Origin of the sequence: Meiothermus sp. CFH 77666, assembly GCF_017497985.1 — a bacterium.
Taxonomy (GTDB): Bacteria; Deinococcota; Deinococci; order Deinococcales; family Thermaceae; genus Meiothermus.
On the sequence record NZ_JAGDFV010000001.1, the window covers coordinates 316,652 to 340,652 of the forward strand.

The window sequence follows — 24,001 nt, forward strand, 5'->3', positions numbered from 1 at the left end:
CCGGCGACAGCGGTTACCGCCAGAATTGCTTTATCTGGCAAAAGGGGCACCAAACTGGCCAGCGCTGTCGCCATCCTCTCCCGCAAGGGGAGAGGGAAAGGGGAAAACGATAATAGCCTGAAATTGCGGGTTGGAACCTGCCTGCAAGCCGGATACTGCGGGTAGTATGGGCATGTGAGTGATGCTCGAGTTCAACTTTCGGCCCTGCAAACTGCGCTTTCGCAGGTTTTGTTTGGGCAAGAACAGGTCATCCGTGCGCTCTTGGCCACGGCGGTAGCGGGCGGGCACGCGCTTTTAGAAGGGCTACCGGGGCTGGGCAAAACCCTGTTGGCCAGAGCCTTTGCCGAGGCCAGCGGGCTCTCGTACCGCCGCATCCAGTTCACCCCCGACCTGCTGCCCGCAGACGTAACCGGAACCGAAATTCTGGAAGAGGGACAGTTCGTCTTTCGGCAGGGGCCCATTTTTGCCCAGGTGGTGCTGGCCGACGAGATCAACCGAGCCACCCCCAAAACCCAGTCGGCGCTGCTGGAAGCCATGCAGGAGCGCGGTGTAACCATCGGCGGCACGCGCTATGCCCTGCCCGAGCCCTTTATCGTGCTGGCCACGCAGAACCCACTGGAACTCGAGGGCACCTATCCCCTCCCGGAGGCGCAGTTAGACCGTTTTATGTCGAAAATTAGCGTGCAGGCGCCACCCCGAGCCACCTGGATCAAAATTCTTTCTGAAGAGCCGGCCAGCCCGGAGCCGGTGGCCGGGCTGGATTTGCTCCTGGCCCGCGCCGAATCACGGCAGGTGGTGGTGAGTACGGCGGCGCTCGAGGCCATCGCCAACACCGCCCAGCTTGCCAGCGAAGAGAAGCACCTGCGCATGGGGCTCTCGCCCCGTGGAGCCAAGGCCTGGCTGAACCTGGCCAAAGCTCTGGCCTACCTTGCGGGTCGCGCTCATCTCGACTGGGACGACCTGCGCAGCGCAGCCATGCCCGCCCTCTCGCACCGGCTGCTCCTGACCGAAGAGGCCCAGTTCGAGGGCCTTCAAGTGGCCCAGATTGTGCAGGATCTGTTGCGTCGCACCATGGCAAAGTAGTTGTTCTATTTGGGGAGGCGCTCGAGTACTTTCCTGGGCATCTTACAGACCATGGTATAGGCCGGGTCGAAGATGTTGCCCAGGTCGTAGCGCACACACTGGCCCATCAGTTGCGAGGCGCTCTGGATGTCCAGGCCGTACTGGGTGGTGAGCCAGCGCAACATCTCGCTGGTGGCGTGCTGCACACACTGGTCGAGGGGCCGGGCATTGCCCACCGTAAAAATGTACTCGGCGTCCTCTCCCCTGGGCCACTGGATGGTCTGACCTTTGATGAGATCAACCGTGAAGGCGACGTCCATGGAAATCTCGATGCCGGTTCCGGCAATTTCGCCATCCCCCTGCAAAGCGTGTCCATCGCCCAGGAAAAACAGCGCCCCTTCGACCAGCACCGGAAAATAAACCGTGACCCCCTCCTTGAAACCACGGTAGTCCATGTTGCCCCCGTGCGGGCCGGAGGTAGCGGTGGAGATGGCCTCACCCCGGCTGGGCGCTACCCCAAAGCAACCCAGCATGGGCTCCAGGGCAAGCTCGAGGCCCTCTAGCGGCCCCGCAGGCGAACGCAGGCGAGCGGTATTGGCCTGCAAATCAACTTCCCAGTCCAACCAGCGCTGGGAGCCTCTGGCCTGGGCCAGCAGGGGCACATCGTCGGGGTCAACCACGTTAGAGGCCAGCACCACCCCTGACCAGCCGCTGGTGCGGTTGGGCCTGAGCTTTTCCAGCCTGACCACCAGCGTATCGCCCACCTGGGCCCCTTCGACCAAAAAAGGCCCGGTCATGGGGTTGCCCCTGGGGGTAACCTGCTGCAAATGCTGATCCAGGCCGCCCGCATCTACACAGGTGGTCATTACCGTATCACCAGGGGCGATTTTGAGCACCGGTGGGTGGGAGCCGAGGGTGTGATGGTAGTGGGTGGGCTCGAAGGTATGGGTTGGCATGACTCCCCCAGCATACGCATTCCCCCAGTGCTTACAAGCGACCCTGGACAGGTTCTGCCGTGGGCTCGCCTCGAGGCCCAGGTCTTGAGCCGGGATACCTTCAGCCCCGGGTTGTGGGCGCTGAGCCAAACCGACCTTCCCGCGTAAGGCAGATTCCCTTTGCTTCCCGTCTAGTGGGTAACATAGCGGCATGTCGAACCGCTACATTGGCCAACCCATGAAGCGCCTCGAGGATGGCAAGCTCATCCAGGGACAGGGGCAGTACCTTGCCGACTTGACCACCGAAAATCTGCTCCACATGGTGCTGGTGCGAAGCCCCTACGCCCATGCCCGCCTGGGCCAGATTGACACCTCCGAGGCCCTGCAAGTGCCGGGAGTGGTCGCTGTTTACACCTCAAGCGACCTTCCGCAATTGTTCGCCCCGGCTTCGGGGGGACGGGACACCAAAGTAGCCCCCCACCCGGTTCTGGCGCGGGATGTGGTGCGCTATGTGGGCGAGCCTGTAGCGGCTATTGTGGCCACCTCAGCTGCTGCCGCCGAGGACGCCCTGCTGCACGTGCAGGTGGACTATGAGCCCCTAACCACCTATCCTGCTCCGTTAGCGGCGCTGCAGGCCGAACCCATCCACCCCGAGTTAGGAACCAACATTGCCCTGCAACGTACCACTTCCTCGGGCAGCGTGGCCGAGGCATTCGAGAAGGCCCCCAAGGTGGTACGGGCCCAACTGTTGCAGCAGCGGGTTGCTCCGGCTTCGATGGAGCCTCGAGGCATCCTGGCAAGCTGGGACGGCATACGCGAAGCCCTGACGGTCTGGTCGAGCACCCAGATGCCCCACGATCTACGCAGCGCCATCGCAGAAAAGCTAGGGCTGGCCGAAAACCAGGTTAGGGTCATCACCCCAGACGTAGGGGGGGCCTTTGGGGCCAAGATTAACGTGTACCCCGAGGAAATCCTGGTGGCCTACCTGGCCAAACAACTGGGCAAAAGCGTGCGTTGGGTGGAGAAGCGCAGCGAGACTTTCCACGCCACCATCCACGGGCGGGCCCAGGTAGCCGAGCTCGAGATGGCCTTCGATGCCGAAGGAAAAATACTGGGCCTGCGGGGGCGGGTGGTGGCCGACCTGGGCGCGTATGCCCTCGAGACCACCCTGGGCAATGTTCCCGGCACCATCCTGATGCTGCAAGGCCCCTACGAAATCCCGGCGGTGGAGTTGGAGATGCTGGGCGTTTACACCAACGCCACCCCCACCGGGGCCTACCGGGGCGCCGGGCGGCCCGAGGCCACCTATTACCTGGAACGCCTGATGGACATGGGTGCGCGCGAACTGGGCCTGGATCCGGCAGAAATCCGGCGAAGGAACTTTATCCAGGGCCCCTTCCCCTACAAAACCCGCACCGGTGCCAGGTACGACTCGGGAGCCTACGAGCAACCCCTGCAGAAGCTCCTCGAAGTCAGCCGGTATGAAGATTTGCGGGCCGAGCAAGCACGGGCCCGCAGCCAGGGCCGCCGGGTGGGCATTGGCCTGTGTAGCTATGTGGAGATTACCGGCTACGGCTGGGATACCGGCGGGGTTCGCATCAACCCCGATGGCAGCGCAGTGATATTTACCGGCACCTCCCCCCACGGCCAGGGCACCCAGAACGCCTTTGTGCAGATTGTGGCCGAGCGGCTGGGCCTCCTGCCCGAGCGTATCAGCGTGGTGCAGGGCGATACCCTGGCGGTGCCCTATGGCATGGGCACGGCGGGCAGCCGCACCCTCTCGGTAGGGGGTTCGGCGGTTCTCAAAGCCTCCGAAGAGGTGCGGGCCAAAATTCAAAAAATCGCTGCGCATCTGCTAGAGGCTGCGCCAGAGGATATAGACCTGCTGGAGAACGGCTGGGGGGTGCGCGGCACGGACAAGTCGGTCAGCCTGGAGCAGATTCTGGGCGTAGCTTTCAACCCCCGCAAACTACCCCCCGATATGGAACCAGGGCTGGAGGGGCACGCCAGCTTTGCCCTCAAGGACGCAAACTACCCCTTTGGCGCGCATCTGGCTATGGTCGAGGTAGACCCCGAGACCGGCCTGGTGCAAATCTTGCGCTACATTGGGGTAGACGATTGCGGCACCATCGTGAATCCGCTGCTTTTTGAAGGCCAGCAGCACGGGGGCATTGCCCAGGGCATCGGCCAGGCGCTCTACGAGGGTATCGTGCTGGACAGCGAAGGGCAGAACCTGACGGCGAGTTTCCTCGAGTACGCCCTACCCAAAGCCGACCAGATTCCCTGGATGGAACCCCACCACCAGCAAACCCCCTCGCCCACCAACCCCTTAGGGGCCAAGGGGGTCGGCGAGGCCGGGGCCATCGCTGCCACCCCGGCGGTGGTGAATGCGGTGCTGGACGCACTGGGTATCGCCCATCTGGACATGCCGCTGACACCGGAGAAGGTCTGGAAGCAGCTTTTGCACCAGGCCAGCACCATATCAAACTTAACCTGAACCCCTTTCCTTCTCCCCTTTCGGGAGAAGGTGGTGACACCCTGCCGGCAGTTTAGGAGAGTAGTGCTGGAGACGTCATTAACTGCATCTGGGGTGTCGCCGGATGAGGGGTTATAGGAATGCCACTCAAAAATAACTAACCAGGCAAATTCGGAATCAGGGGGTTTGCACCGAGCCTGCAAAGATTTTTTGGAAGGCATGCTCGAGGGAGACACTACGACCATCCTGGTAAGCCAACGCAAAGGCCGGGGGGCCCATAATCTCCGTCAGCTCGTCTACCAGTTGCTTACGCAGCCCCTGTTGCTCCAGCGACACGGCCAGGCCCATGGATGTCTCGAGCTGATCCAATACCCCCAAAGCCCAGGCCGCCTGTTCGGAGCCACCCCGCTTAAGGGCAATCCTGGCCAGGGTTTCAAAGCACTCATTCAGGCCATGCCGCACCCCGGCACTGCGGTAATGGGTTAGGCTTTGCAGGAGCATCTCCCAGGCCCTGGGGTATTCTTGCTGTTCGCACCATAGTGCGGCCAGGTTGTGGGTGGAGATCCCCAGACCCCAGAAATCTCCTAATTCCTGGTTTAGCTCGAGGCTTTGCTGGTAGAGCTGGCAGGCTTCCTGCCAGTGGCCCTGGTCTTGGGCCAGGTTGCCCAGATAGTTATGGAGCGCGGCTACCGATCGCTTTTCACCCAACTCGCCGAAAATTGCCAGACTACGCTGAAAGTGGGCTTTGGCAGCTTCGTTTTGAGCCTGCCCGCGAAGCGCCACCCCCAGGTTCATCAAGCCCAGGGCCTCGAGGTTCTTGTCGCCAATTTCTCGGGCAATGGCCAGGCTCTGGCGTGCATAGTATTCAACCCTGGGGTAGTCGGCCTGGTCGCGGGCGCTCACCGCCAGGTTGTTCAGGGCGATAGCCTCCCCCCGCCGGTCGGCTAGGGCCCGTCGGGTGGCCAGAGCCCGCTCCAGATAGTCAAATGACAGGGCATACCGACCACAGGTACGCGCCATGATCCCGGCAGCATTGTAGGCCTCGGCCAGCGTAGCCGGGGGCACCTGGGTGGCTCTGGGCAAGGTTTCTTCGAACCAGACCAGCATCTCCTGGGCATGGCCCTTGACCTGCCAGAATCGCCACAACCGCGCTGCAAGCTGTAAACTCAGCTCGATCTCCGCCCTCTGGCCCCACCACAAAACAGCCCGGAGGTTTTCGTACTCTGTAGAAAGGTAGCTATACCATTGGGCCTGTTCTGCGCCGGTCAGCTTGGGGGCAATGCGGGTTGCCTCGGCCAGATACCACTCCAGGAGGCGTTTTCGGGTTGCCTCGATCAGCCCCTGGGCCTCGAGTTGGGCCAGGCCAAACTGGCGTACCGGCTCGAGCATGCGAAAGCGCAATTGGGGATCCTCCCCAAGCGCCAGTACCATCGAGGTACGCACCAGCCGGGCGTGTGCCTCCGCCTGTTCAGCCACAGCAAAACCCAGGTCGGCACATAGCATCTCGGCGGCCTCCAACGACCAACCCCCCGCACACACAGCAAGCCTCACAAATACATCTCTCTCGTGCTCCCGCAGCAGGTTGTAACTCCATTGCAGGGCTGCTTCCAGGGTCTGGTGGTGACGCTCCCCACCCCGCTGGCCCAGCGTGAGCAGGCGCAGGCTGTTGTCCAGGCGCGCCACAATCTGTTCCAGGGAGAGCATTCCCACCCAGGTTGCTGCCAGTTCTAAGGCCAGCGGCAAACCCTCCAGACGGCGGCAGATTTGGGCCAGATAGACCGCATGATGTGTGCTCGGCTGGTAGTGAGGCCGGTGCTGCCGGATTCGCTCCAACAAAAACCGCACCGACTCGAAGCGATTGAGATCCTCGGGGTGCAGATCGGCTTCCTGGTCAGGAACCTCCAGGGGTGCCACCACCCAGGCAATCTCCCCCTCAATCCCCAGGGCTTCACGGCTGGTGGCCAGCAACTGCAACTCTGGCAACGACTTGAGCAACTGGATGGCAGTCTCGGCACAGCCGTCAATCAGATGTTCGCAGTTGTCAAGTACCAGCAAGGTTTTATGGCCCCGTAATCGCTCGAGAATACTCTTCAGGGGTGGCTGGGAGGTGCCGTACACGCCCAGCGTCTGGGCGATGGCTGGAAGTATCATCTGGGCCTCGCTCAAGGCCACCAGTTCCACCCACCAGACCCCACCCGCATACTGCCCCTGCAGTCCGGTGGCCAGTTCCTGGGCCAGGCGGGTTTTGCCCGAACCGGCTGCCCCGGTAAGCGTCAAGCAGCGTGTAGTGGATAGCAACTGAAGGGTTTCTTCCAGGGCTGCTTCACGGCCTATTAAGGGGGATAGCGGCACCGGCACCCATCCCTGGGCCTGCACGGGCTCGGCAGGTGCTGCTAGCTCGGGGGAGCTCGGCAGTTGCTGCAAAACCTGCTCATACACGGCCCGGGTACGCTCGTCGGGCTCTTCACCTAATTCGCGCACCAGGGCTTCGCGCAGGGCCTGAAACTGCTGAATGGCCTCCATCCGCCGCCCCGTGCGGGCGTAGATCTGTATCAAGGCCAGATGGGCCGCCTCGGTGGTCGGTTCTTTGGCAATGGCCTGCTCCAGGAAGTGACAGGCCCGGGCCAGGTTGCCCTGCTGTTCCAGCAGTTGGGCCAGCTCGAGCAGGGCCGCCAGGTACAGCGAACGGGCCTCGTCGCGCTGAGGCTCTGTCCAGTCCTCGTAGATGTCTTCCGGTAGCAGGTCGCCGCGGTAAAGCTTTACCGCGGCCTCGTAAAGTGCGGCATCCCCCTGCCTGCGGGCCTGGCTCACCAGGTGCAGGAACTTGCTGTAATCCACCTCAACGGGGCCCGCATATAGCACCAGGGTCTCGTGCTCAAAGGTCAGAAAGCGCGACCTGATCCCCTTAGGGAGCCCTGGCTCGAGCATCCGGCGGGCATGGTAGAGGTTCTGGTGTAGGTTGTTCATGCCCGATTTCTCGTCTAGGTCGGGCCAGAGTGCATCCAGCACCTGTTCCCGGTGAAGACGCTGGCCGGGTTGGAGGGCTAGCAACTTGATGACATCGCTGGCTTTCTTCCTACGCTGGGCCTGGGGGGGCAAAATCTGGTCATCCAGGCTTAGACGAAAGGAGCCCAGTAACCCAATGCGTAGCTGCGGCTGCGAAGACATCTAGGCCCATCTTAGCAAGGTAGTAAGTGCAAGTAAGTGACAGATAAGAGTCTGTGGGGATGATAGGCGGCATGAGCCTGCTGAGGAGCGTTCTATGGACAAAACCAAACGCCTGCCCAAGCAGCGAGCTACTTTTTTGGTTCGCTGCTGGCTGCTCCCAGGCGGCGGTCGGTGCTATCAGGTGCGCCATGTGCAAAGCGGCCTGGAGGCCCAGACCGATAGCCTCGAGGCCGCGCTGCAGTGGATCGAGCAGTTTCGCCCAGAACAATCCAAACCCGAGTAAAGCCCTTTGCACCCCCTCGACCTTGCGCCCTAGAACCCTGCTCCGGCAACCCCTACAAGGAGTATCTTGCATGAAAAGAATCCTGCTACCCCTCGTTCTAATCTTCTTTGGCCTACTCACCCCAGGTCTGGCCCAGCGGGCCTACCTGGGTGGCACCTTTGCGTTTACCCTCAACGATAGCACCGCCACCTTCGGCGTGCAGTTTGGGGCCAATTTTACTCCGGCCTTTGGCGCCCGTGGGGTGCTTTCCTTCAGCTCCGGGGGTGGTCTGACCGGCTTTGGCTTTGGGGCAGATGGCTTATACCTGGTTGCTACCCCCAACTCACCCATCAACCCCTACATCGGTGCAGGTGTGGGCCTGGGGTTCCTCAGTGGGTTTGTCCAGGGGGCTTCGGTCTCGGGCATCGTCTTCGAGGGTAGTGGAGTCCTGGGCGTGGAGTACCTGATCAATCGCCAGTTTGCCATCTTCGGCGAGGCCCGCCCAGGTTTTGCAACAGGCTCGGTTACCGGCACTGCGGGCGGTTCTGCGGTCTCGGTTCCCATCAGCGGCACCACCATAGAGCTGCGGGTTGGGGCCAACATCTTTTTCTGAATTACGGACTCGTTTCTAGCAATCAAGGAGGGTATATGAAGGCTTTCATCAAAACCATCGGTCTCGTGCTCGGCCTGGTAGCCCTAGGTGCTTGTGGCAGCAGCAGCGCCCCGCCACCGCCCCCACCTCCGGCCAACCCCACCATCACCATCTTCGCCCTCGAGACCACCGGCAACTTTGGCGGCCAGGTTCGCCCCTGCCTGCAGTTCCTGGCCGCACCCAGCGAGAATCTCCAGCTTCTGAGCGTCAATATTACCCATGCCATCGGGCCTTCCTTTGGCAACTTTGACGTGAACCTGGGCGGAGCCCTGACCATCCCCAGTGAGCGGCTGGCCTTGCAGCCTCCGGGCACCTGCTACCTCAAGATCAGCGGCCAGTATCGCTTTACCTTTACCGTAACCCGGCCTAACTCCCCTACCCAGTTCACGATTCCCGCCACCTACAACCAGCAGTAGGTACGCGTATGGGCCAGCTCGATTAGCAACGCCTCCTTGCTCTATCGGGCTGGCCCCTTTTTAGGAGGAGATGTTATGCCCCGGTGGATGTTTTGGTTTTTTGCACTGCTGGCTGCTTGCGGCGACAGCAGCAGCCCCAACTTCAGCCTTTCGGTGCCTGGCAGCAGCGTAACCCTGGGCAGCTTCACCACCGTTACGGTTACGGCCAGTTTTTCATCTGGAGCCAGCAACGTAGTAACCTTAAGCCTCGAGGGGGTGCCCCAAGGCATATCGGGCAGCTTCAATCCCCTCTCCATTAGCAGTAGCAGCCCCACCAGCTCACTCACCATCCTGGCCAGCAGCGGGGTAGCCACCGGCACCTACGATGCGGTGGTGCGAGGTACCAGCGGCGGGGCCAGCAATACCGCCAGCTTCCGCCTCACCGTGCTGGGCGGGGGTGGAGGCGGTGGAGGCGGCGGCAATATCTCGGGCACGGTTAGTATTGGCACCGGCACGGCCCCCACCGCCGATCTGGATTTTGTGCCCGGCGATATCATCGTCAAGTTTAAAGCCGGGGTCAGCCTACAAAGCGTGCAGACCCTATCCGCAGGTGGGGCGCTGGTGCAGCGTGTGCGAGGCTTGTCCATAGAGCGGGTTTCGCTCTACCGGGCCTCGCTGGATGCCCAGGTTACGCTGGCCGCCATCGCCGACCTGGCCGCCAGGGCCGATGTGGAATACGCCCACCCCAACTATCTTTTCTACCCGGCCCGTACCCCCAACGACCCCCTCTATAACCGGCAATGGCACTACCCGGCCATCAATCTGCCCCAGGCCTGGGATATCGAGCGTGGGCAGAGCAATCCGGTCACGGTAGCGGTGATAGACACCGGCCAGCTCTTGCAGCACCCCGACTTCGACCGCAGCCGAATTCTGCCGGGCTACGACATGATCTCCGACCCTCGCAGAGCCCGCGATGGCGATGGGCGCGACAACAACCCCGAAGATGCTGGTGATCTGTCCAGTCCAAACCAGAGCAGCTACCATGGTACCCACGTGGCCGGCACCATCCTGGCCCACAGTGACAACAACCTGGGCGTGGCCGGGGTCAGCTGGGGAGCCCGACTGCTACCCGTACGGGTACTGGGTTTTCAGGGCGGCGACCTGGTGGATATCACCGATGGCATGCTGTGGGCAGCAGGCCTCCCGGTGCAGGGGGCTCCAAACAACCCGAACCCAGCTGCCATCATCAATATGAGCATCCAGGGCCGTGGCGCATGCTCGCAGGTTCCGCTGTACCAGGAGGCGATCAACCGGGTCAATGCCCAGGGTCGAATTGTTGTGGTCGCTGCTGGCAACTTTGCCGAAAACGCAGCCAATTTCGTTCCGGCTAGCTGCAGCGGGGTTATCACGGTTGGGGCTACTGGGCCTTCGGGGGGCCGGGCACCGTATTCCAACTATGGGGGGCGCATTGATGTAATGGCCCCTGGTGGCAACGTTGCGGTGAACCTGGGCGGCGTGCAGGGGGGCGGTGGTGTGCTCAGCCCGCTCAAAAGCGATACCAGCGGACAGTTCAACTACGAGTTCTATAACGGCACTTCCATGGCGGCACCCCATGTGGCCGGGCTGATTGCCCTGATGAAAAGCGCCCGCCCGGGCCTTACTCGAGCCGAGGCACAAGACATCCTGCGCCGCACCGCCCGTCCCCTGAACCAGACCCAGTGCCAGGGCGAGACCAGCCCCAGTCGGCCCACCCCACCCCCCGGCATAACCGCCAGTGATTGCGGGGCTGGACTGGTGGATGCGCTGGCCGCCCTCCAGGCCGTGGGGGGTGCCCCGGTGGGTTCTTTTACCCTGAGCACCACCCCCAGCAGTCTGACCATAGCCCCTGGGGGCAGTGCCAATGTGGTGGTGGGCATCGAGCGGGTGGGGGGCTTTAGCGGGCCGGTTAGCCTGACCCTGCAAGGAGCCCCCACGGGTGTGAGCGGCACCTTCACCCCCAACCCCTCTGCCGGGGCCACTTCTACCCTGGCCCTGAGCGTAGCCGGCAGCGTACCGCCCGGCCAGTACCCCATGACTGTGGAGGGTAGTGCAGGCAGCCAGAGCGTACGGGCGGCGCTGGTGCTGACGGTCGGAACGCCCAACCTCCCCACCCTCAAGGACGCCTTTGTGGCAGCCCTGTTCTGGACCGGCAACGACTTCGACGTGAGCCGATCCAAGGGCATCTTCCTCACCGCCGATACCCGCACCGCCAACTATGTTCTGGCTTCCCTGCCTGCCGGGCAGTATGCCGTGGCCGGTTGGAAGGACATCAACGGCAATGATGAGGTGGATGGGGGCGACTACTTTGGTGTATTCCGGGTCAACCGCCAACTTGCGCTGGTACAGCCCCCGGCCTCCGGCATCAACTTCAGCCTCGAGCTGATCTCCAGCACCAGTGCCGAGCTCGAGCATGAGCCCGCGCTCCTGGCCCTCAAGAAGCTGCTCCAGCGCCGGTAGGGGTTCTTTGGGCTTGAAAAACCCCCTCTACCACTGCCTCCTACAGCCACCTGGTGGTAGGAGGCTCTTTTTTGTAACTGGTGGGCTTCAGTAAAGGGCATCAGAACAAACTGGGGCCAATAGTAATTGAATTTGGAATTACAATTATTTATCTCATATCTAAATATTTTAAGCGTAAAATATATAACTGGCGGGGGATTGGGGGGTTTGACATGGCAGGTTGTTCTGGGGAGTGGCCGTTCATCCAGGAAATTAAGGGAGCCACAGCATGAGAATCGTCTGCATCGGGGGCGGGCCGGCGGGGCTATACTTTGCCCTCTTATTGAAGAAGCAGAATCCCATGCACGAGGTGACGGTACTGGAGCGCAACCGCCCGGACGACACCTTCGGCTGGGGGGTGGTCTTCTCCGACCAGACCCTGGGCAACCTCGAGAAGGCCGACTACCCCACCTATGCCCAGATTAGCCGGGCCTTTCACCGCTGGGACGATATCGAGGTGCACTTCAAGGGGCAGACCATCCGCTCGAGCGGCCACGGTTTTATCGGGATTGGCCGCAAAAAGCTGCTCAACATCCTGCAAGACCGTTGCCGCGAACTGGGCGTAAACCTGGTCTTCCAGACCGAGGTCACCGACGATGAGGCCATTGCCCGGCAGTATCGGGCCGACCTGGTGATTGCCTCGGACGGCATTAACAGCCGCATCCGCAAGAAGTACGAAAGCAGCTTCGAGCCGGACATCGAAATCCGCAAGTGCCGCTTCGTCTGGCTGGGGACACACCAGCGCTTCGAGGCCTTCACCTTTGCATTCGAGCAAACCGAGTGGGGCTGGTTCCAGGCCCACGCCTACCAGTTCGACGCCCACACCTCCACCTTTATTGTGGAAACGCCGGAAACGGTCTGGCAAAAAGCCGGCCTCGAGCAGATGAGCCAGGAAGAGAGCATCGCCTTCTGCGAGAAGCTCTTTGCCCGGTATCTGGGCGGCCACAGGCTGATGTCCAACGCCGCTCATCTGCGCGGCTCGGCCATCTGGATCAAGTTCCCCCGGGTGGTCTGCAAGACCTGGGTGCACTGGAACACCCTGGACGGGCGCGAGGTGCCGGTGGTGCTGATGGGCGACGCCGCCCACACCGCGCACTTCTCCATTGGCAGCGGCACCAAGCTGGCCCTGGAGGACGGCATTGCGCTGGCCCAATCGTTTGCCCAGCTAGGGGACTCGCCCGCACACCTGCGGCAGGTACTCGAGGCCTACCAGGCGGTGCGAAGCGTGGAGGTGCTCAAGATTCAAAACGCCGCCCGCAACTCCACCGAGTGGTTCGAGAACGTGGAGCGCTACACCGGCCTCGAGGCCCCCCAGTTCGCCTACAGCCTGCTGACCCGTTCGCAGCGCATCTCCCACGAGAACCTGCGGCTGCGCGATGCCAACTACCTGCAGGGTGTGGAGGCCTGGCTCGCGCAAAAGTCGGGCCTGCCCCCCAGGCCCATCCCGCCCATGTTCACCCCCTTCCGGCTGCGCGGCCTGACCCTCAAAAACCGCGTGGTGGTCTCGCCAATGGCCATGTACTCGGCCCAGGACGGGCTGGTGAACGACTTTCACCTGGTACACCTGGGGGCCCGGGCGCTGGGCGGGGCCGCGCTGGTCTTTACCGAGATGACCGCCCCCTCCGCCGACGGACGCATCACCCCCGGCTGTGCGGGGCTGTACAGCGAGGCCCACATGCAGGCCTACCGGCGCATCGTGGACTTTGTGCATCAGCACACCGATGCCAAAATTGGGCTTCAGCTTGGGCACGCCGGGCCCAAGGGCTCGACACAGGTGGGCTGGGAAGATGAAAACGAGCCGCTACCGGAGGGCAACTGGCCGCTTCTGGCCCCCTCCCCCATTCCCTACGGCCCCCACAACCAAACCCCCCGCGAGATGACCAGAGAGGACATGGAGCGGGTCAAGGCCGACTTCGTGCATGCGGCCCGGTGGGGGGCGGAGGCGGGCTTCGACTGGCTCGAGCTGCACTGCGCCCACGGCTACCTGCTCTCGGCTTTCATCTGCCCGCTTACCAACCACCGCACGGACGAGTATGGCGGCTCGCTTGAGAACCGGGTGCGCTACCCCCTGGAGGTTTTCAAAGCGTTGCGGGCGGTCTGGCCCCAGCACCTGCCGATCTCGGTGCGTATCTCCGCCCACGACTGGGCTCCGGGCGGCAACACTCCCGACGATGCAGTGGAAATTGCCCGCATGTTCAAAGAAGCGGGCTGCGACCTGATAGATGTCTCCTCGGGTCAGACCACCCGCCAGGCCCGACCGGTGTACGGGCGCATGTACCAGACCCCCTTCGCCGACCGCATCCGCAACGAGGTTCAGATTGCCACCATGGCAGTGGGGGCCATCTTCGAGGCCGACCACGTGAACTCCATCATTGCCGCCGGGCGGGCCGACCTGTGCGCCATTGCCCGGCCCCACCTGGCCGACCCCCACTGGACGCTGCACCAGGCCGCCAGGCTGGGCTATAGCGAGGTGGGCTGGCCCAAGCAGTATCTTTCGGGCAAGAGCCAGCTCGAGCGCAACCTGGCCCGGGCCCAGGCCGAGCAGGCCGAGGAGCTGGCCGCCCGATGAACCCCCTGCCGCTGGCCGGAAAACACGCCGTGGTCACGGGCGGCGGACGCGGCATTGGGGCCGCCATTGCCGCCGAACTGGCCCAGGCAGGCGCAAGGCTCACGCTAATGGGCCGGAACCGCTCCAGCCTGGAAGCAAGAGCACAACAAATGAACGCCGACGTGCATATCGAAACCTGTGATGTGACGAGCCCAGACAAGGTGCAACGGGCCTTCGGGGCTGCCCAAGAGGCTTTCGGCCCCATCACCATTCTGGTCAACAACGCCGGGCAGGCCGAAAGCCAGCCTTTCGCCAAGACCGACCTGGGCTTGTGGCAGCGGATGTTAGCGGTCAACCTGACCGGCACGTTTCTCTGCACCCAGGCCGCGTTGCCGGGGATGCTCGAGGCTGGCTGGGGCCGCATTGTGAACATCGCCAGCACGGCAGGGCTTAGGGGCTACCCCTACGTGAGCGCCTACTGCGCGGCCAAGCACGGGCTGGTGGGCCTGACCCGCTCGCTGGCGCTCGAGCTCGCCCGCAAAAACATCACCGTGAATGCGGTCTGCCCCGGCTTCACCGAGACCGAGCTGCTGGAGGCCAGCCTGGCGAACATCGTGCAGAAAACCGGGCGAACCCCCGACGAGGCCCGCTCCGAGCTGGCCCGGAGCAACCCGCAGGGGCGGCTCGTAAAGCCCTCCGAAGTGGCCCAGGTGGTGCTGTGGCTGTGCCTGCCGGGCTCGGCGGCCCTGACCGGACAGGCCATTGCGGTAGCGGGTGGGGAGGTGATGTAGATGGTAAGCCCCAAGCCCGACCTCGAGACCCGCCTGGCCGAAGACCACCACCAGGCCCTCAAGCTGTGGCTGCGCCTCCTGACCTGCACCAACCTGATTACCGCCGAGATTCGCACCCGGCTGCGCGAACACTTCGACACCACCCTGCCCCGCTTCGACCTGCTGGCCCAGCTCGAGCGCCACCCGGAGGGCCTGCGGATGGGCGAACTTTCCCGGCGCATGATGGTCACCACCGGCAACGTTACCGGCATCACCGACCAGCTCGAGGCCGAGGGTCTGGTCCGCCGCCAGGTAGACCCCCAGGACCGCCGCTCCTTCACGGTCAAGCTCACCCCCAAAGGACAGCAGGTATTTGCCGAGATGGCCCGCGTCCACGAGGGCTGGGTGATTGAGCTGTTCTCTGGCCTTTCGGCAGCCGAGAAAGAAAACCTGTTCGCGCTTCTCGGCAAACTGAAAAGCTACCTCAACCACAAGGAGGCCCGTCCATGAGTCTGCCCGGAAACATCGGCCCGCAGGGAGGCCAGACCCCCTTGCCCGGCAACACCGTAGCGCTCGCTGGCTACCAGGCCCGACACTTTCTGTGGTCGGTGGAAAATACCGTTGCCACCATCACCCTGAACCGCCCCGAGCGCAAAAACCCCCTCACTTTCGAGTCCTATGCCGAGCTGCGCGACCTCTTCCGGGCGCTGGCCTTCGCCAAAGACGTGCGGGCGGTGGTGATCACCGGAGCCGGGGGCAACTTTTGCTCCGGCGGCGATGTGCACGAGATTATCGGCCCCCTCACCCAGATGGACATGCCCGGCCTGCTGGCCTTTACCCGCATGACCGGCGACCTGGTAGCGGCCATGCGGGCCTGCCCCCAGCCCATCGTAAGCGCGGTGGACGGGGTGTGCGCGGGGGCCGGGGCCATCCTGGCCATGGCCTCCGATATCCGCTACGGCACCGCCCGCAGCAAGACGGCGTTTTTGTTTGTGCGGGTGGGGCTGGCCGGCTGCGACATGGGGGCCTGTGCCATGCTACCCCGCATCGTGGGGCTGGGCCGGGCCGCCGAGCTTCTGTACACGGGCCGCACCCTGGGCGGTGAGGAAGCCGAGCGCTGGGGCTTTTTCAACCGTCTGTGCGAGCCGGAAAAGCTCCTGGAGGAGGCCCAGCAGTTCGCCCGTTCGCTGGCCCAGGGGCCCACCTTTGCCCACGCCATGACCAAAAAAATGCTCCACCAGGAGTGGAGCATGGGCCTGGATGAGGCCCTCGAGGCCGAAGCCCAGGCCCAGGCCCTCTGCATGACCACCCGCGACTTCCACCGCGCCTATCACGCCTTCGTGGCCAAGGAAAAGCCGGTGTTCGAGGGGGATTGAGATGCGGAATATCGAGAGTCCAGTGTCGAGGGTCGAGGGCCAGCCACTGCTTAAGGCAGTTGGCCGTTCAGCCGTTGCTTTGAGCTATCGGCTATTGGCTATCTGCTGCCAACCCTCATCCTTCAGCTATCCGCCAAGCCAGGAGGCTCGTCATGCGCGATAACGCCCACCTCGACTGGCCCTTTTTCGAGCCCCGGCACCGCACGCTGGCCCTCGAGCTGCAAACCTGGGCAGCGCATAACCTGACCGCTCACCCAAAGCACGACGTGGACGATCCTCTTCAGGACGGAGCAAACTCCGTGCACCAAGTGGACAGCACCTGCCGCCAGTGGGTGCGGGCCCTGGGCGCGGGGGGCTGGACGCGCTACGCGGTGGGGGGGCAGGCCTACGGCGGGGCGCAGGAGACCATCGATACTCGAGCGGTCTGTTTGATTCGCGAGACCCTGGCCTACCACCACGGCCTGGCCGATTTTGCCTTCGCCATGCAGGGCCTGGGCTCCGGGGCCATCACCCTGCACGGCACGCCAGCGCAAAAGGCCCACTACCTGAGCAAGGTAGCCCAGGGCGAATTCATCGCCGCCTTTGCCCTCTCCGAGCCGGATGCCGGCTCCGATGTGGGGGCCCTTCGCACCGAAGCCCGCCTCGAGGGCGATACCTACGTGCTGAACGGGCAAAAAACCTGGATTTCCAACGGCGGCATCGCCGACTTCTACGTGGTTTTTGCCCGCACACCGGGCAGCCAGGGCTCTAAGGGGGTGAGCGCTTTTGTGGTGGACGCCCACACCCCCGGTCTGGAGGTAGCCCAGCGCCTCGAGGTCATGGCCCCGCACCCCCTGGCCACCCTACGCTTCCACGAGTGCCGGGTTCCGGCCCGCCAGCGACTGGGCGAGGAGGGGCAGGGCTTCAAAATTGCCATGCAGACCCTGGACATCTTCCGCACCTCGGTGGCCGCCGCCGCGCTGGGCTTTGCCCGCCGGGCGCTGGACGAGGCCCTCGCCCGCGCCACCTCCCGGGCCATGTTCGGGCAGACCCTGGCCGACTTCCAGCTCACCCAGGCCCGGCTGGCCGAGATGGCCACCCAGGTTGAAGCCGCCGCCCTGCTCACCTACCGCGCCGCCTGGCTGCGCGACCAGGGGCAGCGGGTCACCCAGGAAGCCGCCATGGCCAAGCTCACCGCCACCGAAAACGCCCAGCGGGTCATAGACGCCGCGGTGCAGATCTGGGGGGGCCTGGGCGTGACCCGGGGGCAGGTGGTGGAATCGCTCTACCGCGAGATCCGCGCCCTGCGCATCTACGAGGGGGCCAGCGAGGTGCAGCTCCTCATTGTCGCCCGGGAGTTGCTCAAAAACTTCAAGGAGAAAACCAGCCTGAAAGGAGGGGCCTGAGATGGCCTACACTGCCCACATCGATACCTTTGCCCGCGACCACCTGCCGCCGCGCTCGGAGTGGCCGGAACTCATTTTTACCCTGCCGGAGCTGCAGTACCCCGAGCGCTTGAACTGCGCCACCGAACTCCTGGACAAAATGGCAGCCCAGCACCCCGAGCGCCCCTGTGTGCGGGCGGTGGGCCTTACCTGGACGTATGGGGAGTTGCTCGAGCAAGCCAACCGCATGGCCCGGGTGCTGGTGGAGGACCTTGGCCTGGTGCCCGGCAACCGGGTGCTGCTCCGGGCCCCCAACAACCCCATGCTGGTAGCCGCCTGGTTTGCGGTGATGAAGGCCGGGGGCATCGCCGTGACCACCATGCCCCTGCTACGCGCCAGGGAGCTCACCGACGTGGTGACCAGAGCAGCAGTCTCGCACGCCCTGTGCGACGGGCGGCTGCGGGAGGAGCTCGAGCTCGCCTTACCCGGCTGCCCCACCCTACAGCAGGTGCTCTACTGGGGCGAGGGCGGCAGCCTGGAAGAGCGCATGGCGGCCAAGGCCCCCAGCTTCCAAAACGTACAGACCGCCAGCGACGACACCTGCCTGATTGCCTTCACCTCCGGCACCACCGGCAAGCCCAAGGGCTGTATGCACTTCCACCGCGATGTGCTGGCCATCTGCGATACCTTCGGCAAGCACATCCTGCGGGCCTCGCCGGACGACGTATTCATTGGCAGCCCGCCCCTGGCCTTCACCTTCGGGCTCGGCGCGCTGGTACTCTTCCCCATGCGGATTGGAGCCTCGATGGCGCTCATCGAACGGGCCAGCCCCGAGCTGCTCCTGCCCGCCATTGCCGAGTTCAAGGCCAGCGTGGTAGCCACCTCGCCCACCGCCTACCGGGCCATGGCCGCCCAGGCCCATCAGCACGACCTCTCCTCGCTGCGCAAGTGCGTCTCTGCCGGGGAGCCTCTGCCCGCCTCGACCCGCCAGCGCTGGAAAGAGGCTACGGGCATTGAGCTCATTGACGGCATCGGGGCCACCGAGATGCTCCACATCTTCATCTCGCACACCGAGGCCGAAGCCAAACCCGGAGCCACCGGCAAGCCCGTACCCGGTTACGAGGCCTGCATCCTGGACGACCACGGCCAGCCCCTGCCCCCCGGCCAGGTAGGGCGACTGGCGGTGCGCGGCCCCACCGGCTGCCGCTACCTGGACGACGAACGCCAGCGCAAGTACGTGCAGCACGGCTGGAACATCACCGGCGATGCCTACTTGCTGGACGAGGAGGGCTACTTCGTCTACCAGGCCCGCACCGACGACATGATTATCTCCTCTGGCTACAACATCGCTGGGCCCGAGGTGGAAGACGCGCTTTTGCTGCACCCAGACGTGGCCGAGTGTGCGGTGGTGGGGGTGCCGGATCCGGAGCGCGGGCAGATTGTCAAGGCCTACGTGGTGCTGCGGCCTGGGGTGGTGGGTTCTGCCGAGCTGGTCAGGGCGCTACAGGACTTCGTGAAGCAGAAAATTGCGCCCTACAAGTACCCCCGCGCCATCGAGTTTCGCGAGAGTCTGCCGCGCACCCAGACCGGCAAACTCCAGCGCTTCGTACTGCGCCAGGAGGCTCGAGGGGTGGGGAGGTAATGGTGGAACGCACCCAGGAGAGCCCGCAAATCCTGCAACCCCCCGGCTGGGCCAGGCCCAAAGGCTACGCCAACGGCATCGCTGCGCGGGGCCGGTTGGTCTTCATTGCCGGTATGATCGGCTGGAACCCGCAGGGGGTCTTCGAGACCGACGACTTTGTGGGCCAGACCCGCCAGGCCCTGCAAAACATCCTCGAGACCCTGGCAGAGGCCGGGGGCAAGCCCGAGCACCTGGTTCGCCTGACCTGGTTTATTACCAGCAAACAGGAGTACCTGGCCTCGCTGGACGCACTGGGAGCCGCCTACCGCGAGGTGATGGGGCGGCACTATCCCACCATGTCGGTGGTGGAGGTCAAGTCCCTGATGGAAGACCGGGCCAAGGTGGAGATCGAGGCCACCGCCGTAATTCCCGACTGAAGGAACCCCTATGACCCAAGCCGAAATAGAAGCCCTGGATCGCAACGACCCCCTGGCCGCCAAACGCGAGGCCTTTATCATCCCCGAGGGGCTGGTGTACCTGGACGGCAACTCGCTAGGGGTGCTGCCCAAAGCGGTACAACAACACCTGAAACACGTGGTAACGGAGCAGTGGGGCCAGGGCCTGATCCGAAGCTGGAACACCCACGGCTGGGTGGATCTGCCGCTCAGGGTGGGGGCCAAAATTGCCCGGCTGATTGGCGCCGAAGAGGGCGAGGTGGTGGCCGCCGACTCGACCTCGGTCAACCTGTTCAAGGTGTTGCTGGCGGCTCTTCGGCTGCGCCCGGAGCGCAGGGTGGTTGTCTCCGACGTGGAGAACTTCCCCACCGACCTCTACATCGCCCAGGGGGTTTCGGCCCTCCTGGGTGGCCTCGAGCTGCGCTTTGTAAAGAAAAGTGAACTGGAAGAGGCCCTCGACCACCAGACCGCCGTGCTGATGCTGACCGAGGTGGACTACCGCACCGGCTACCGCTACGATATGGCCCGGCTGACCCAGCTGGCCCATGAAAAAGGGGCCCTGGTTCTGTGGGATCTGGCCCACAGCGCGGGAGCTTTCCCGGTACACCTGAACCAGCACGGGGTGGACTTTGCGGTGGGTTGCGGCTACAAGTACCTGAACGGCGGCCCCGGCGCACCGGCCTTTTTGTTTGTGGCTCGGCGGCATCAGCAACGTACCTTCCCCTTTCTTTCGGGCTGGATGGGCCACCAGACCCCCTTTGCTTTTGTACCGGAGTACGTGGCCGCCGAGGATATCCGGCGGCTTACCGTGGGCACGCCGGCGGTACTCTCGATGAGCGCCCTGGACGCGGCGCTCGAGGTGTTTGCGGACGTAGACCTGGAAGCAGTACGGGAAAAGTCCCTCAAGCTGACCGACCTGTTCATGGAGCTAATGGAGCCACTGGCAGAGCGCTATGGTTTTGAGCTGGCCACGCCCAGAGCCCATGCAGAGCGCGGTAGCCAGGTTTCCTACCGGCACCCCCAGGGCTACGCCATCATGCAGGCCCTGATCGGCCAGGGGGTGATTGGCGACTTCCGCGCCCCGGACATCATGCGCTTCGGCTTTACGCCCCTGTACCTGCGCTTTGCCGACGTATCAGAGGCCGTAGAGCGGTTGGAACGGGTGATGCAACTAGAGCTATGGAAAGACCCACGCTTCAGCGAAAGGGCCAAGGTGACCTGATGAACAACCCCAGAGACGAAACCTACACCCAGGCCCACACCGACTTCAGCAAGGATTTATCGTATGGCGACTACCTGATGCTCGATCAGGTGCTCTCGGCCCAGCGCACCCTCACCCAGGCCCACGACGAGGTGCTTTTCATCCTGATTCACCAGGTGCAGGAGCTCTGGATGAAGCTGATCATCCACGAGCTCACCAGTGCGATGAGCCTGCTGAAGCAGGGCATCGTGGATCCGGCCCTCAAGATGCTGACCCGGGTCTGCCGCGCCCAGGAACAGATGGCGGCCAGTTGGGAGGTGCTCAAAACCATGACCCCATCCGACTACCTCCAGTTTCGCGCTGCCTTCGGGCGGGCCTCCGGGTTTCAGTCGCACCAGTACCGGCTAATCGAGTTCCTGTTCGGCAACAAGCAACCCTTCATGATGCGCCCCCACCAGCACCGGCCCGAGCACTACCGGCCTCTGGAAGAGGCCCTGCACGCACCCAGCCTGTACGACCTCGCTTTGCATCTGGTGGCCACAAGAGGGCTGGACATTCCCAAGAGCGTGCTAAAGCGGGATTTTTCCCAACCCTATCAGCCCCACGAAGGGGTGCGGGCGGCCTGGCTCGAGGTCTACCGCCAGCCCGAGCGGTACTGGGACCTCTATTACCTTGCTGAAAAACTGGTAGATGTAGAGGACAACTTCCGCCGCTGGCGCTTCAACCACCTGACCACCGTAGAGCGCATCATCGGCCTCAAGCAGGGCACCGGCGGCACCGCCGGGGTACCCTATCTGAAACAGGCCCTGGACATCGTGCTGTTTCCGGAGTTGTGGCAGGTTCGCACCCATTTATAGGAAGGGACTCAACAAAGTGCTACCAACCCGTTATCATTCGGTCAACTAGGAAAGAAGTGGGAGGAACGATGAAAAAGATGTTTTGGCTCCTGGTTTTATCGGCAGTGCTGCTCGCCCCCTTCGCAGCAGCCCAGCGCACCATCAAGGTAGGCTTCGTCAGCACCCTCTCGGGCGGCGGCGCAGCCCTTGGCATTGATGCCCGCGACGGCTTCAACCTGGCGGTGCGGCTTCTGAACAACCAGTTGGGGGGTGTACCCGTAGAGGTCATCGTGGCCGACGACCAGCAAAACCCTGACGTGGCGCGGCAGGCGGTAGACCGGATGCTCAAACGCGAGCGGGTAGACTTCATGACCGGCATCATCTTCTCCAACATCCTGCTGGCGGTGGGCGACGCCGTTTTCGACGAAAAGATACACTACATCAGCTTGAACGCAGGGCCATCGGAATACGCCGGGGAGCGCTGTAACCCCTACTTCTTCAATGTGGCCTGGCAGAACGATAACCTGCACGAGGCCATGGGCCAGTACGTCAACACCCGCCGCTTCGAGAACGTCTTCATCCTGGCCCCCAACTACCCCGCCGGGCGCGATGCCCTGACCGGTTTCAAGCGCTTCTACAAGGGCAAGATTGCGGCAGAGGTCTATAACCGCCTCAACCAGCTCGACTTCTCCGCCGAGATCGCCCAGATTCGCGCAGCCCGCCCCAAAGCGGTCTACACCTTCCAACCGGGCGCAATGGGTGTGAACTTCATCAAGCAGTACGCCGAGGCCGGTCTGCTGCGCGAAATTCCGTTGTTCCTGCCCGGCTTCTCCGCCGACGCCGATGTAATCCGGGCGGTGGGCCGTCCGATGGTGGGCATCTACAACAGCTCGCACTGGGCGCTGGAACTCAACAACCCGGTCAATCAGCGCTTTGTGGAGGAGTTCCGCAAAGCCTACAACCGCACCCCCACCCTTTACGCCTCGCAGGGCTACGATGCGGCACTGATGCTGGACGCCGCCATCCGGGCGGTAGGGGGCGATGTTTCCAAAAAAGACGACCTGCGCAAAGCCTTCCTGGCCGGCTTCAACAGCACCCGCGGGCCCCTCAAGTTCAACCCCAATGGCTACCCCGTCCAGAACTACTACCTGCGTCAGGTAATCCAGGCGCCGAATGGCGAAATCATTAACCGGTTGGTCGGGAACATCTTTACCAACCACAGCGACGCCTATGTCTCGCAGTGCAAGCTGAGGTAGTGGGGCATACACCGATTTGCATACGCGGCCCGCAGTTTCTCTAGCGTTATCAGGTGAGGGGTGGAGGCAGCCAGGGCGTCCAAACTTACGCAAGGCAACTCAAGCCTCTCGGTAGCCCTAGCGCCCTCCCCATCCCCACTACCTACCCCCCACCCCCCAGAACCCTATGCCCCCCTCGCTTTTCCTCGAACAAATCCTGAACGGCGTACAGTTTGGGCTAATGCTCTTTTTGCTGGCCGCCGGCCTGACGCTGGTCTTCGGCATCATGGACATGATCAACCTGGCCCACGGCTCGCTTTACATGATTGGGGCTTACCTGACCGCGACCTTTGTGGGCCTTACCGGGGTGTTCTGGCTGGGGGTGCTGCTGGCCGTGGTCGGGACGGCCCTGATCGGGATGCTCCTCGAGCTCTCCATCCTGCGCCAGCTCTACAAGCGAGACCATCTGTCCCAGGTGCTGGCCACCTTTGCCCTGATTCTGATTATTAACGAAGTCGTACGCATCATCTGGGGCTCGCAACCCCTGCTGCTCTCGGCCCCGGAGGGCTTGTCGGGGCCCATCGAGATTCTGCCCGGCCTCCACTACTCGGCCTTCCGGCTCACCATCATTGCGGTGGGTCTGGTGGTCGCGCTGGCCCTGTTTTTGCTGGTGAACAATACCCGGGCCGGCATGTGGCTAAGGGCCGGGGCCTCCAACCGCGAGATGGCCCAGGCCATGGGGGTGCCCATCAAGCCCCTCTTCACCCTCCTGTTTGGGGTGGGGGCGGCTTTGTGTGCCATTGCGGGAGCCTTTCTGGGACCCATCCTGGCCGTGCAGGTGGGCATGGGCGAGAGCATCCTGATTCTGGCTTTTGTGGTGATTGTGATTGGGGGCATTGGCTCCATCAAGGGGGCGCTGGTGGGCGCACTGCTGGTGGGCATTGTGGACACCGCCGGCAGGGCCTTTCTGCCCCTCTTGCTGAGCCAGGTGGCCTCGCCCGAGGTGGCCTCAAACCTGGGCCCGGCCCTGGCCTCCATTCTGATATACCTGCTGATGGCCGTGGTGCTCTTCTTCAAGCCCCAGGGGCTTTTCCCGGCCCGCACCTAGGA

19 protein-coding genes are annotated in these 24,001 nt (G+C 63.4%); 17 read left to right on the forward strand and 2 right to left on the reverse strand.

What is annotated here, in order from left to right:
• Nucleotides 1-174: 174 nt before the first annotated feature.
• Nucleotides 175-1,083, forward strand: coding sequence for an AAA family ATPase (locus tag J3L12_RS01415; RefSeq protein ID WP_208013241.1), 909 nt, complete (start codon nucleotides 175-177; stop codon nucleotides 1,081-1,083).
• Between the two features lie 5 nt (nucleotides 1,084-1,088).
• Here J3L12_RS01415 and J3L12_RS01420 read toward each other — a convergent pair whose 3' ends face one another.
• Nucleotides 1,089-2,018, reverse strand: coding sequence for an acetamidase/formamidase family protein (locus tag J3L12_RS01420; RefSeq protein WP_208013242.1), 930 nt, complete (start codon nucleotides 2,016-2,018; stop codon nucleotides 1,089-1,091).
• 190 nt (nucleotides 2,019-2,208) lie between these two features.
• On the opposite strand from J3L12_RS01420, the gene J3L12_RS01425 reads away from it, so the two are divergent.
• Nucleotides 2,209-4,494: a xanthine dehydrogenase family protein molybdopterin-binding subunit gene (locus J3L12_RS01425; RefSeq protein ID WP_208013243.1), complete on the forward strand. Its 2,286-nt coding sequence runs from the start codon at nucleotides 2,209-2,211 to the stop codon at nucleotides 4,492-4,494.
• Nucleotides 4,495-4,650: 156 nt separating this feature from the next.
• Here the strand turns inward: J3L12_RS01425 and J3L12_RS01430 are convergent, their stop codons facing one another.
• Complete coding sequence (locus J3L12_RS01430; RefSeq protein ID WP_208013244.1) at nucleotides 4,651-7,641, reverse strand: tetratricopeptide repeat protein; 2,991 nt, start codon at nucleotides 7,639-7,641, stop codon at nucleotides 4,651-4,653.
• Nucleotides 7,642-7,735: 94 nt separating this feature from the next.
• Between J3L12_RS01430 and J3L12_RS01435 the strand changes: the two genes are divergently transcribed.
• From J3L12_RS01435 to J3L12_RS01505, 15 genes are all read left to right on the forward strand, one after another.
• Nucleotides 7,736-7,924: a hypothetical protein gene (locus J3L12_RS01435; protein WP_208013245.1), complete on the forward strand. Its 189-nt coding sequence runs from the start codon at nucleotides 7,736-7,738 to the stop codon at nucleotides 7,922-7,924.
• A gap of 70 nt (nucleotides 7,925-7,994) precedes the next feature.
• Nucleotides 7,995-8,516, forward strand: a complete 522-nt coding sequence (locus J3L12_RS01440; RefSeq protein ID WP_208013246.1) for a P44/Msp2 family outer membrane protein — start codon at nucleotides 7,995-7,997, stop codon at nucleotides 8,514-8,516.
• A gap of 35 nt (nucleotides 8,517-8,551) precedes the next feature.
• Entirely contained in the window at nucleotides 8,552-8,971 is a 420-nt protein-coding gene (locus J3L12_RS01445; protein ID WP_208013247.1) for a hypothetical protein, read from the forward strand.
• Between the two features lie 75 nt (nucleotides 8,972-9,046).
• A complete protein-coding gene (locus J3L12_RS01450; protein ID WP_208013248.1) occupies nucleotides 9,047-11,446 on the forward strand; it encodes a S8 family peptidase in 2,400 nt (799 codons plus the stop codon).
• A gap of 268 nt (nucleotides 11,447-11,714) precedes the next feature.
• The gene (locus J3L12_RS01455) at nucleotides 11,715-14,054 is read left to right on the forward strand and encodes a bifunctional salicylyl-CoA 5-hydroxylase/oxidoreductase (protein WP_208013249.1); all 2,340 of its coding nucleotides are present in this window, start codon (nucleotides 11,715-11,717) and stop codon (nucleotides 14,052-14,054) included.
• Entirely contained in the window at nucleotides 14,051-14,824 is a 774-nt protein-coding gene (locus J3L12_RS01460) for an SDR family NAD(P)-dependent oxidoreductase (RefSeq protein WP_208013250.1), read from the forward strand. Before J3L12_RS01455 ends, J3L12_RS01460 begins: the two co-directional genes overlap by 4 nt.
• Complete coding sequence (locus J3L12_RS01465; RefSeq protein WP_208013251.1) at nucleotides 14,825-15,313, forward strand: MarR family transcriptional regulator; 489 nt, start codon at nucleotides 14,825-14,827, stop codon at nucleotides 15,311-15,313.
• Entirely contained in the window at nucleotides 15,310-16,179 is an 870-nt protein-coding gene (locus tag J3L12_RS01470; protein WP_208013252.1) for an enoyl-CoA hydratase family protein, read from the forward strand. Before J3L12_RS01465 ends, J3L12_RS01470 begins: the two co-directional genes overlap by 4 nt.
• A 152-nt stretch (nucleotides 16,180-16,331) precedes the next feature.
• On the forward strand, nucleotides 16,332-17,564 hold the full coding sequence (locus J3L12_RS01475) for an acyl-CoA dehydrogenase family protein (protein WP_208013253.1): 1,233 nt from the start codon (nucleotides 16,332-16,334) through the stop codon (nucleotides 17,562-17,564).
• Nucleotide 17,565: 1 nt separating this feature from the next.
• Nucleotides 17,566-19,185, forward strand: coding sequence for an AMP-binding protein (locus J3L12_RS01480; RefSeq protein WP_208013254.1), 1,620 nt, complete (start codon nucleotides 17,566-17,568; stop codon nucleotides 19,183-19,185).
• Entirely contained in the window at nucleotides 19,185-19,601 is a 417-nt protein-coding gene (locus J3L12_RS01485) for a RidA family protein (protein ID WP_243454784.1), read from the forward strand. Before J3L12_RS01480 ends, J3L12_RS01485 begins: the two co-directional genes overlap by 1 nt.
• 10 nt (nucleotides 19,602-19,611) lie before the next feature.
• The gene (gene kynU / locus J3L12_RS01490; RefSeq protein WP_208013256.1) at nucleotides 19,612-20,841 is read left to right on the forward strand and encodes a kynureninase; all 1,230 of its coding nucleotides are present in this window, start codon (nucleotides 19,612-19,614) and stop codon (nucleotides 20,839-20,841) included.
• Complete coding sequence (gene kynA / locus J3L12_RS01495) at nucleotides 20,841-21,677, forward strand: tryptophan 2,3-dioxygenase (RefSeq protein WP_208013257.1); 837 nt, start codon at nucleotides 20,841-20,843, stop codon at nucleotides 21,675-21,677. The genes kynU and kynA overlap by 1 nt, the downstream gene beginning before the upstream one ends.
• Before the next feature lie 68 nt (nucleotides 21,678-21,745).
• Nucleotides 21,746-22,912, forward strand: coding sequence for an ABC transporter substrate-binding protein (locus J3L12_RS01500; protein WP_208013258.1), 1,167 nt, complete (start codon nucleotides 21,746-21,748; stop codon nucleotides 22,910-22,912).
• A 166-nt stretch (nucleotides 22,913-23,078) separates the two neighbouring features.
• Entirely contained in the window at nucleotides 23,079-23,999 is a 921-nt protein-coding gene (locus tag J3L12_RS01505; RefSeq protein WP_208013259.1) for a branched-chain amino acid ABC transporter permease, read from the forward strand.
• Nucleotides 24,000-24,001: the final 2 nt, after the last annotated feature.

Bases quoted from the DNA above. Each gene is read 5' to 3' on its own strand.
- J3L12_RS01420 (WP_208013242.1), bottom strand. From the start codon at position 2,018: ATGCCAACCCATACCTTCGAGCCCACCCACTACCATCACACCCTCGGC.
- J3L12_RS01425 (WP_208013243.1), top strand. From the start codon at position 2,209: ATGTCGAACCGCTACATTGGCCAACCCATGAAGCGCCTCGAGGATGGC.
- J3L12_RS01430 (WP_208013244.1), bottom strand. From the start codon at position 7,641: ATGTCTTCGCAGCCGCAGCTACGCATTGGGTTACTGGGCTCCTTTCGT.
- J3L12_RS01435 (WP_208013245.1), top strand. From the start codon at position 7,736: ATGGACAAAACCAAACGCCTGCCCAAGCAGCGAGCTACTTTTTTGGTT.
- J3L12_RS01440 (WP_208013246.1), top strand. From the start codon at position 7,995: ATGAAAAGAATCCTGCTACCCCTCGTTCTAATCTTCTTTGGCCTACTC.
- J3L12_RS01445 (WP_208013247.1), top strand. From the start codon at position 8,552: ATGAAGGCTTTCATCAAAACCATCGGTCTCGTGCTCGGCCTGGTAGCC.
- J3L12_RS01450 (WP_208013248.1), top strand. From the start codon at position 9,047: ATGCCCCGGTGGATGTTTTGGTTTTTTGCACTGCTGGCTGCTTGCGGC.
- J3L12_RS01455 (WP_208013249.1), top strand. From the start codon at position 11,715: ATGAGAATCGTCTGCATCGGGGGCGGGCCGGCGGGGCTATACTTTGCC.
- J3L12_RS01460 (WP_208013250.1), top strand. From the start codon at position 14,051: ATGAACCCCCTGCCGCTGGCCGGAAAACACGCCGTGGTCACGGGCGGC.
- J3L12_RS01465 (WP_208013251.1), top strand. From the start codon at position 14,825: ATGGTAAGCCCCAAGCCCGACCTCGAGACCCGCCTGGCCGAAGACCAC.
- J3L12_RS01470 (WP_208013252.1), top strand. From the start codon at position 15,310: ATGAGTCTGCCCGGAAACATCGGCCCGCAGGGAGGCCAGACCCCCTTG.
- J3L12_RS01475 (WP_208013253.1), top strand. From the start codon at position 16,332: ATGCGCGATAACGCCCACCTCGACTGGCCCTTTTTCGAGCCCCGGCAC.
- J3L12_RS01480 (WP_208013254.1), top strand. From the start codon at position 17,566: ATGGCCTACACTGCCCACATCGATACCTTTGCCCGCGACCACCTGCCG.
- J3L12_RS01485 (WP_243454784.1), top strand. From the start codon at position 19,185: ATGGTGGAACGCACCCAGGAGAGCCCGCAAATCCTGCAACCCCCCGGC.
- kynU (WP_208013256.1), top strand. From the start codon at position 19,612: ATGACCCAAGCCGAAATAGAAGCCCTGGATCGCAACGACCCCCTGGCC.
- kynA (WP_208013257.1), top strand. From the start codon at position 20,841: ATGAACAACCCCAGAGACGAAACCTACACCCAGGCCCACACCGACTTC.
- J3L12_RS01500 (WP_208013258.1), top strand. From the start codon at position 21,746: ATGAAAAAGATGTTTTGGCTCCTGGTTTTATCGGCAGTGCTGCTCGCC.
- J3L12_RS01505 (WP_208013259.1), top strand. From the start codon at position 23,079: ATGCCCCCCTCGCTTTTCCTCGAACAAATCCTGAACGGCGTACAGTTT.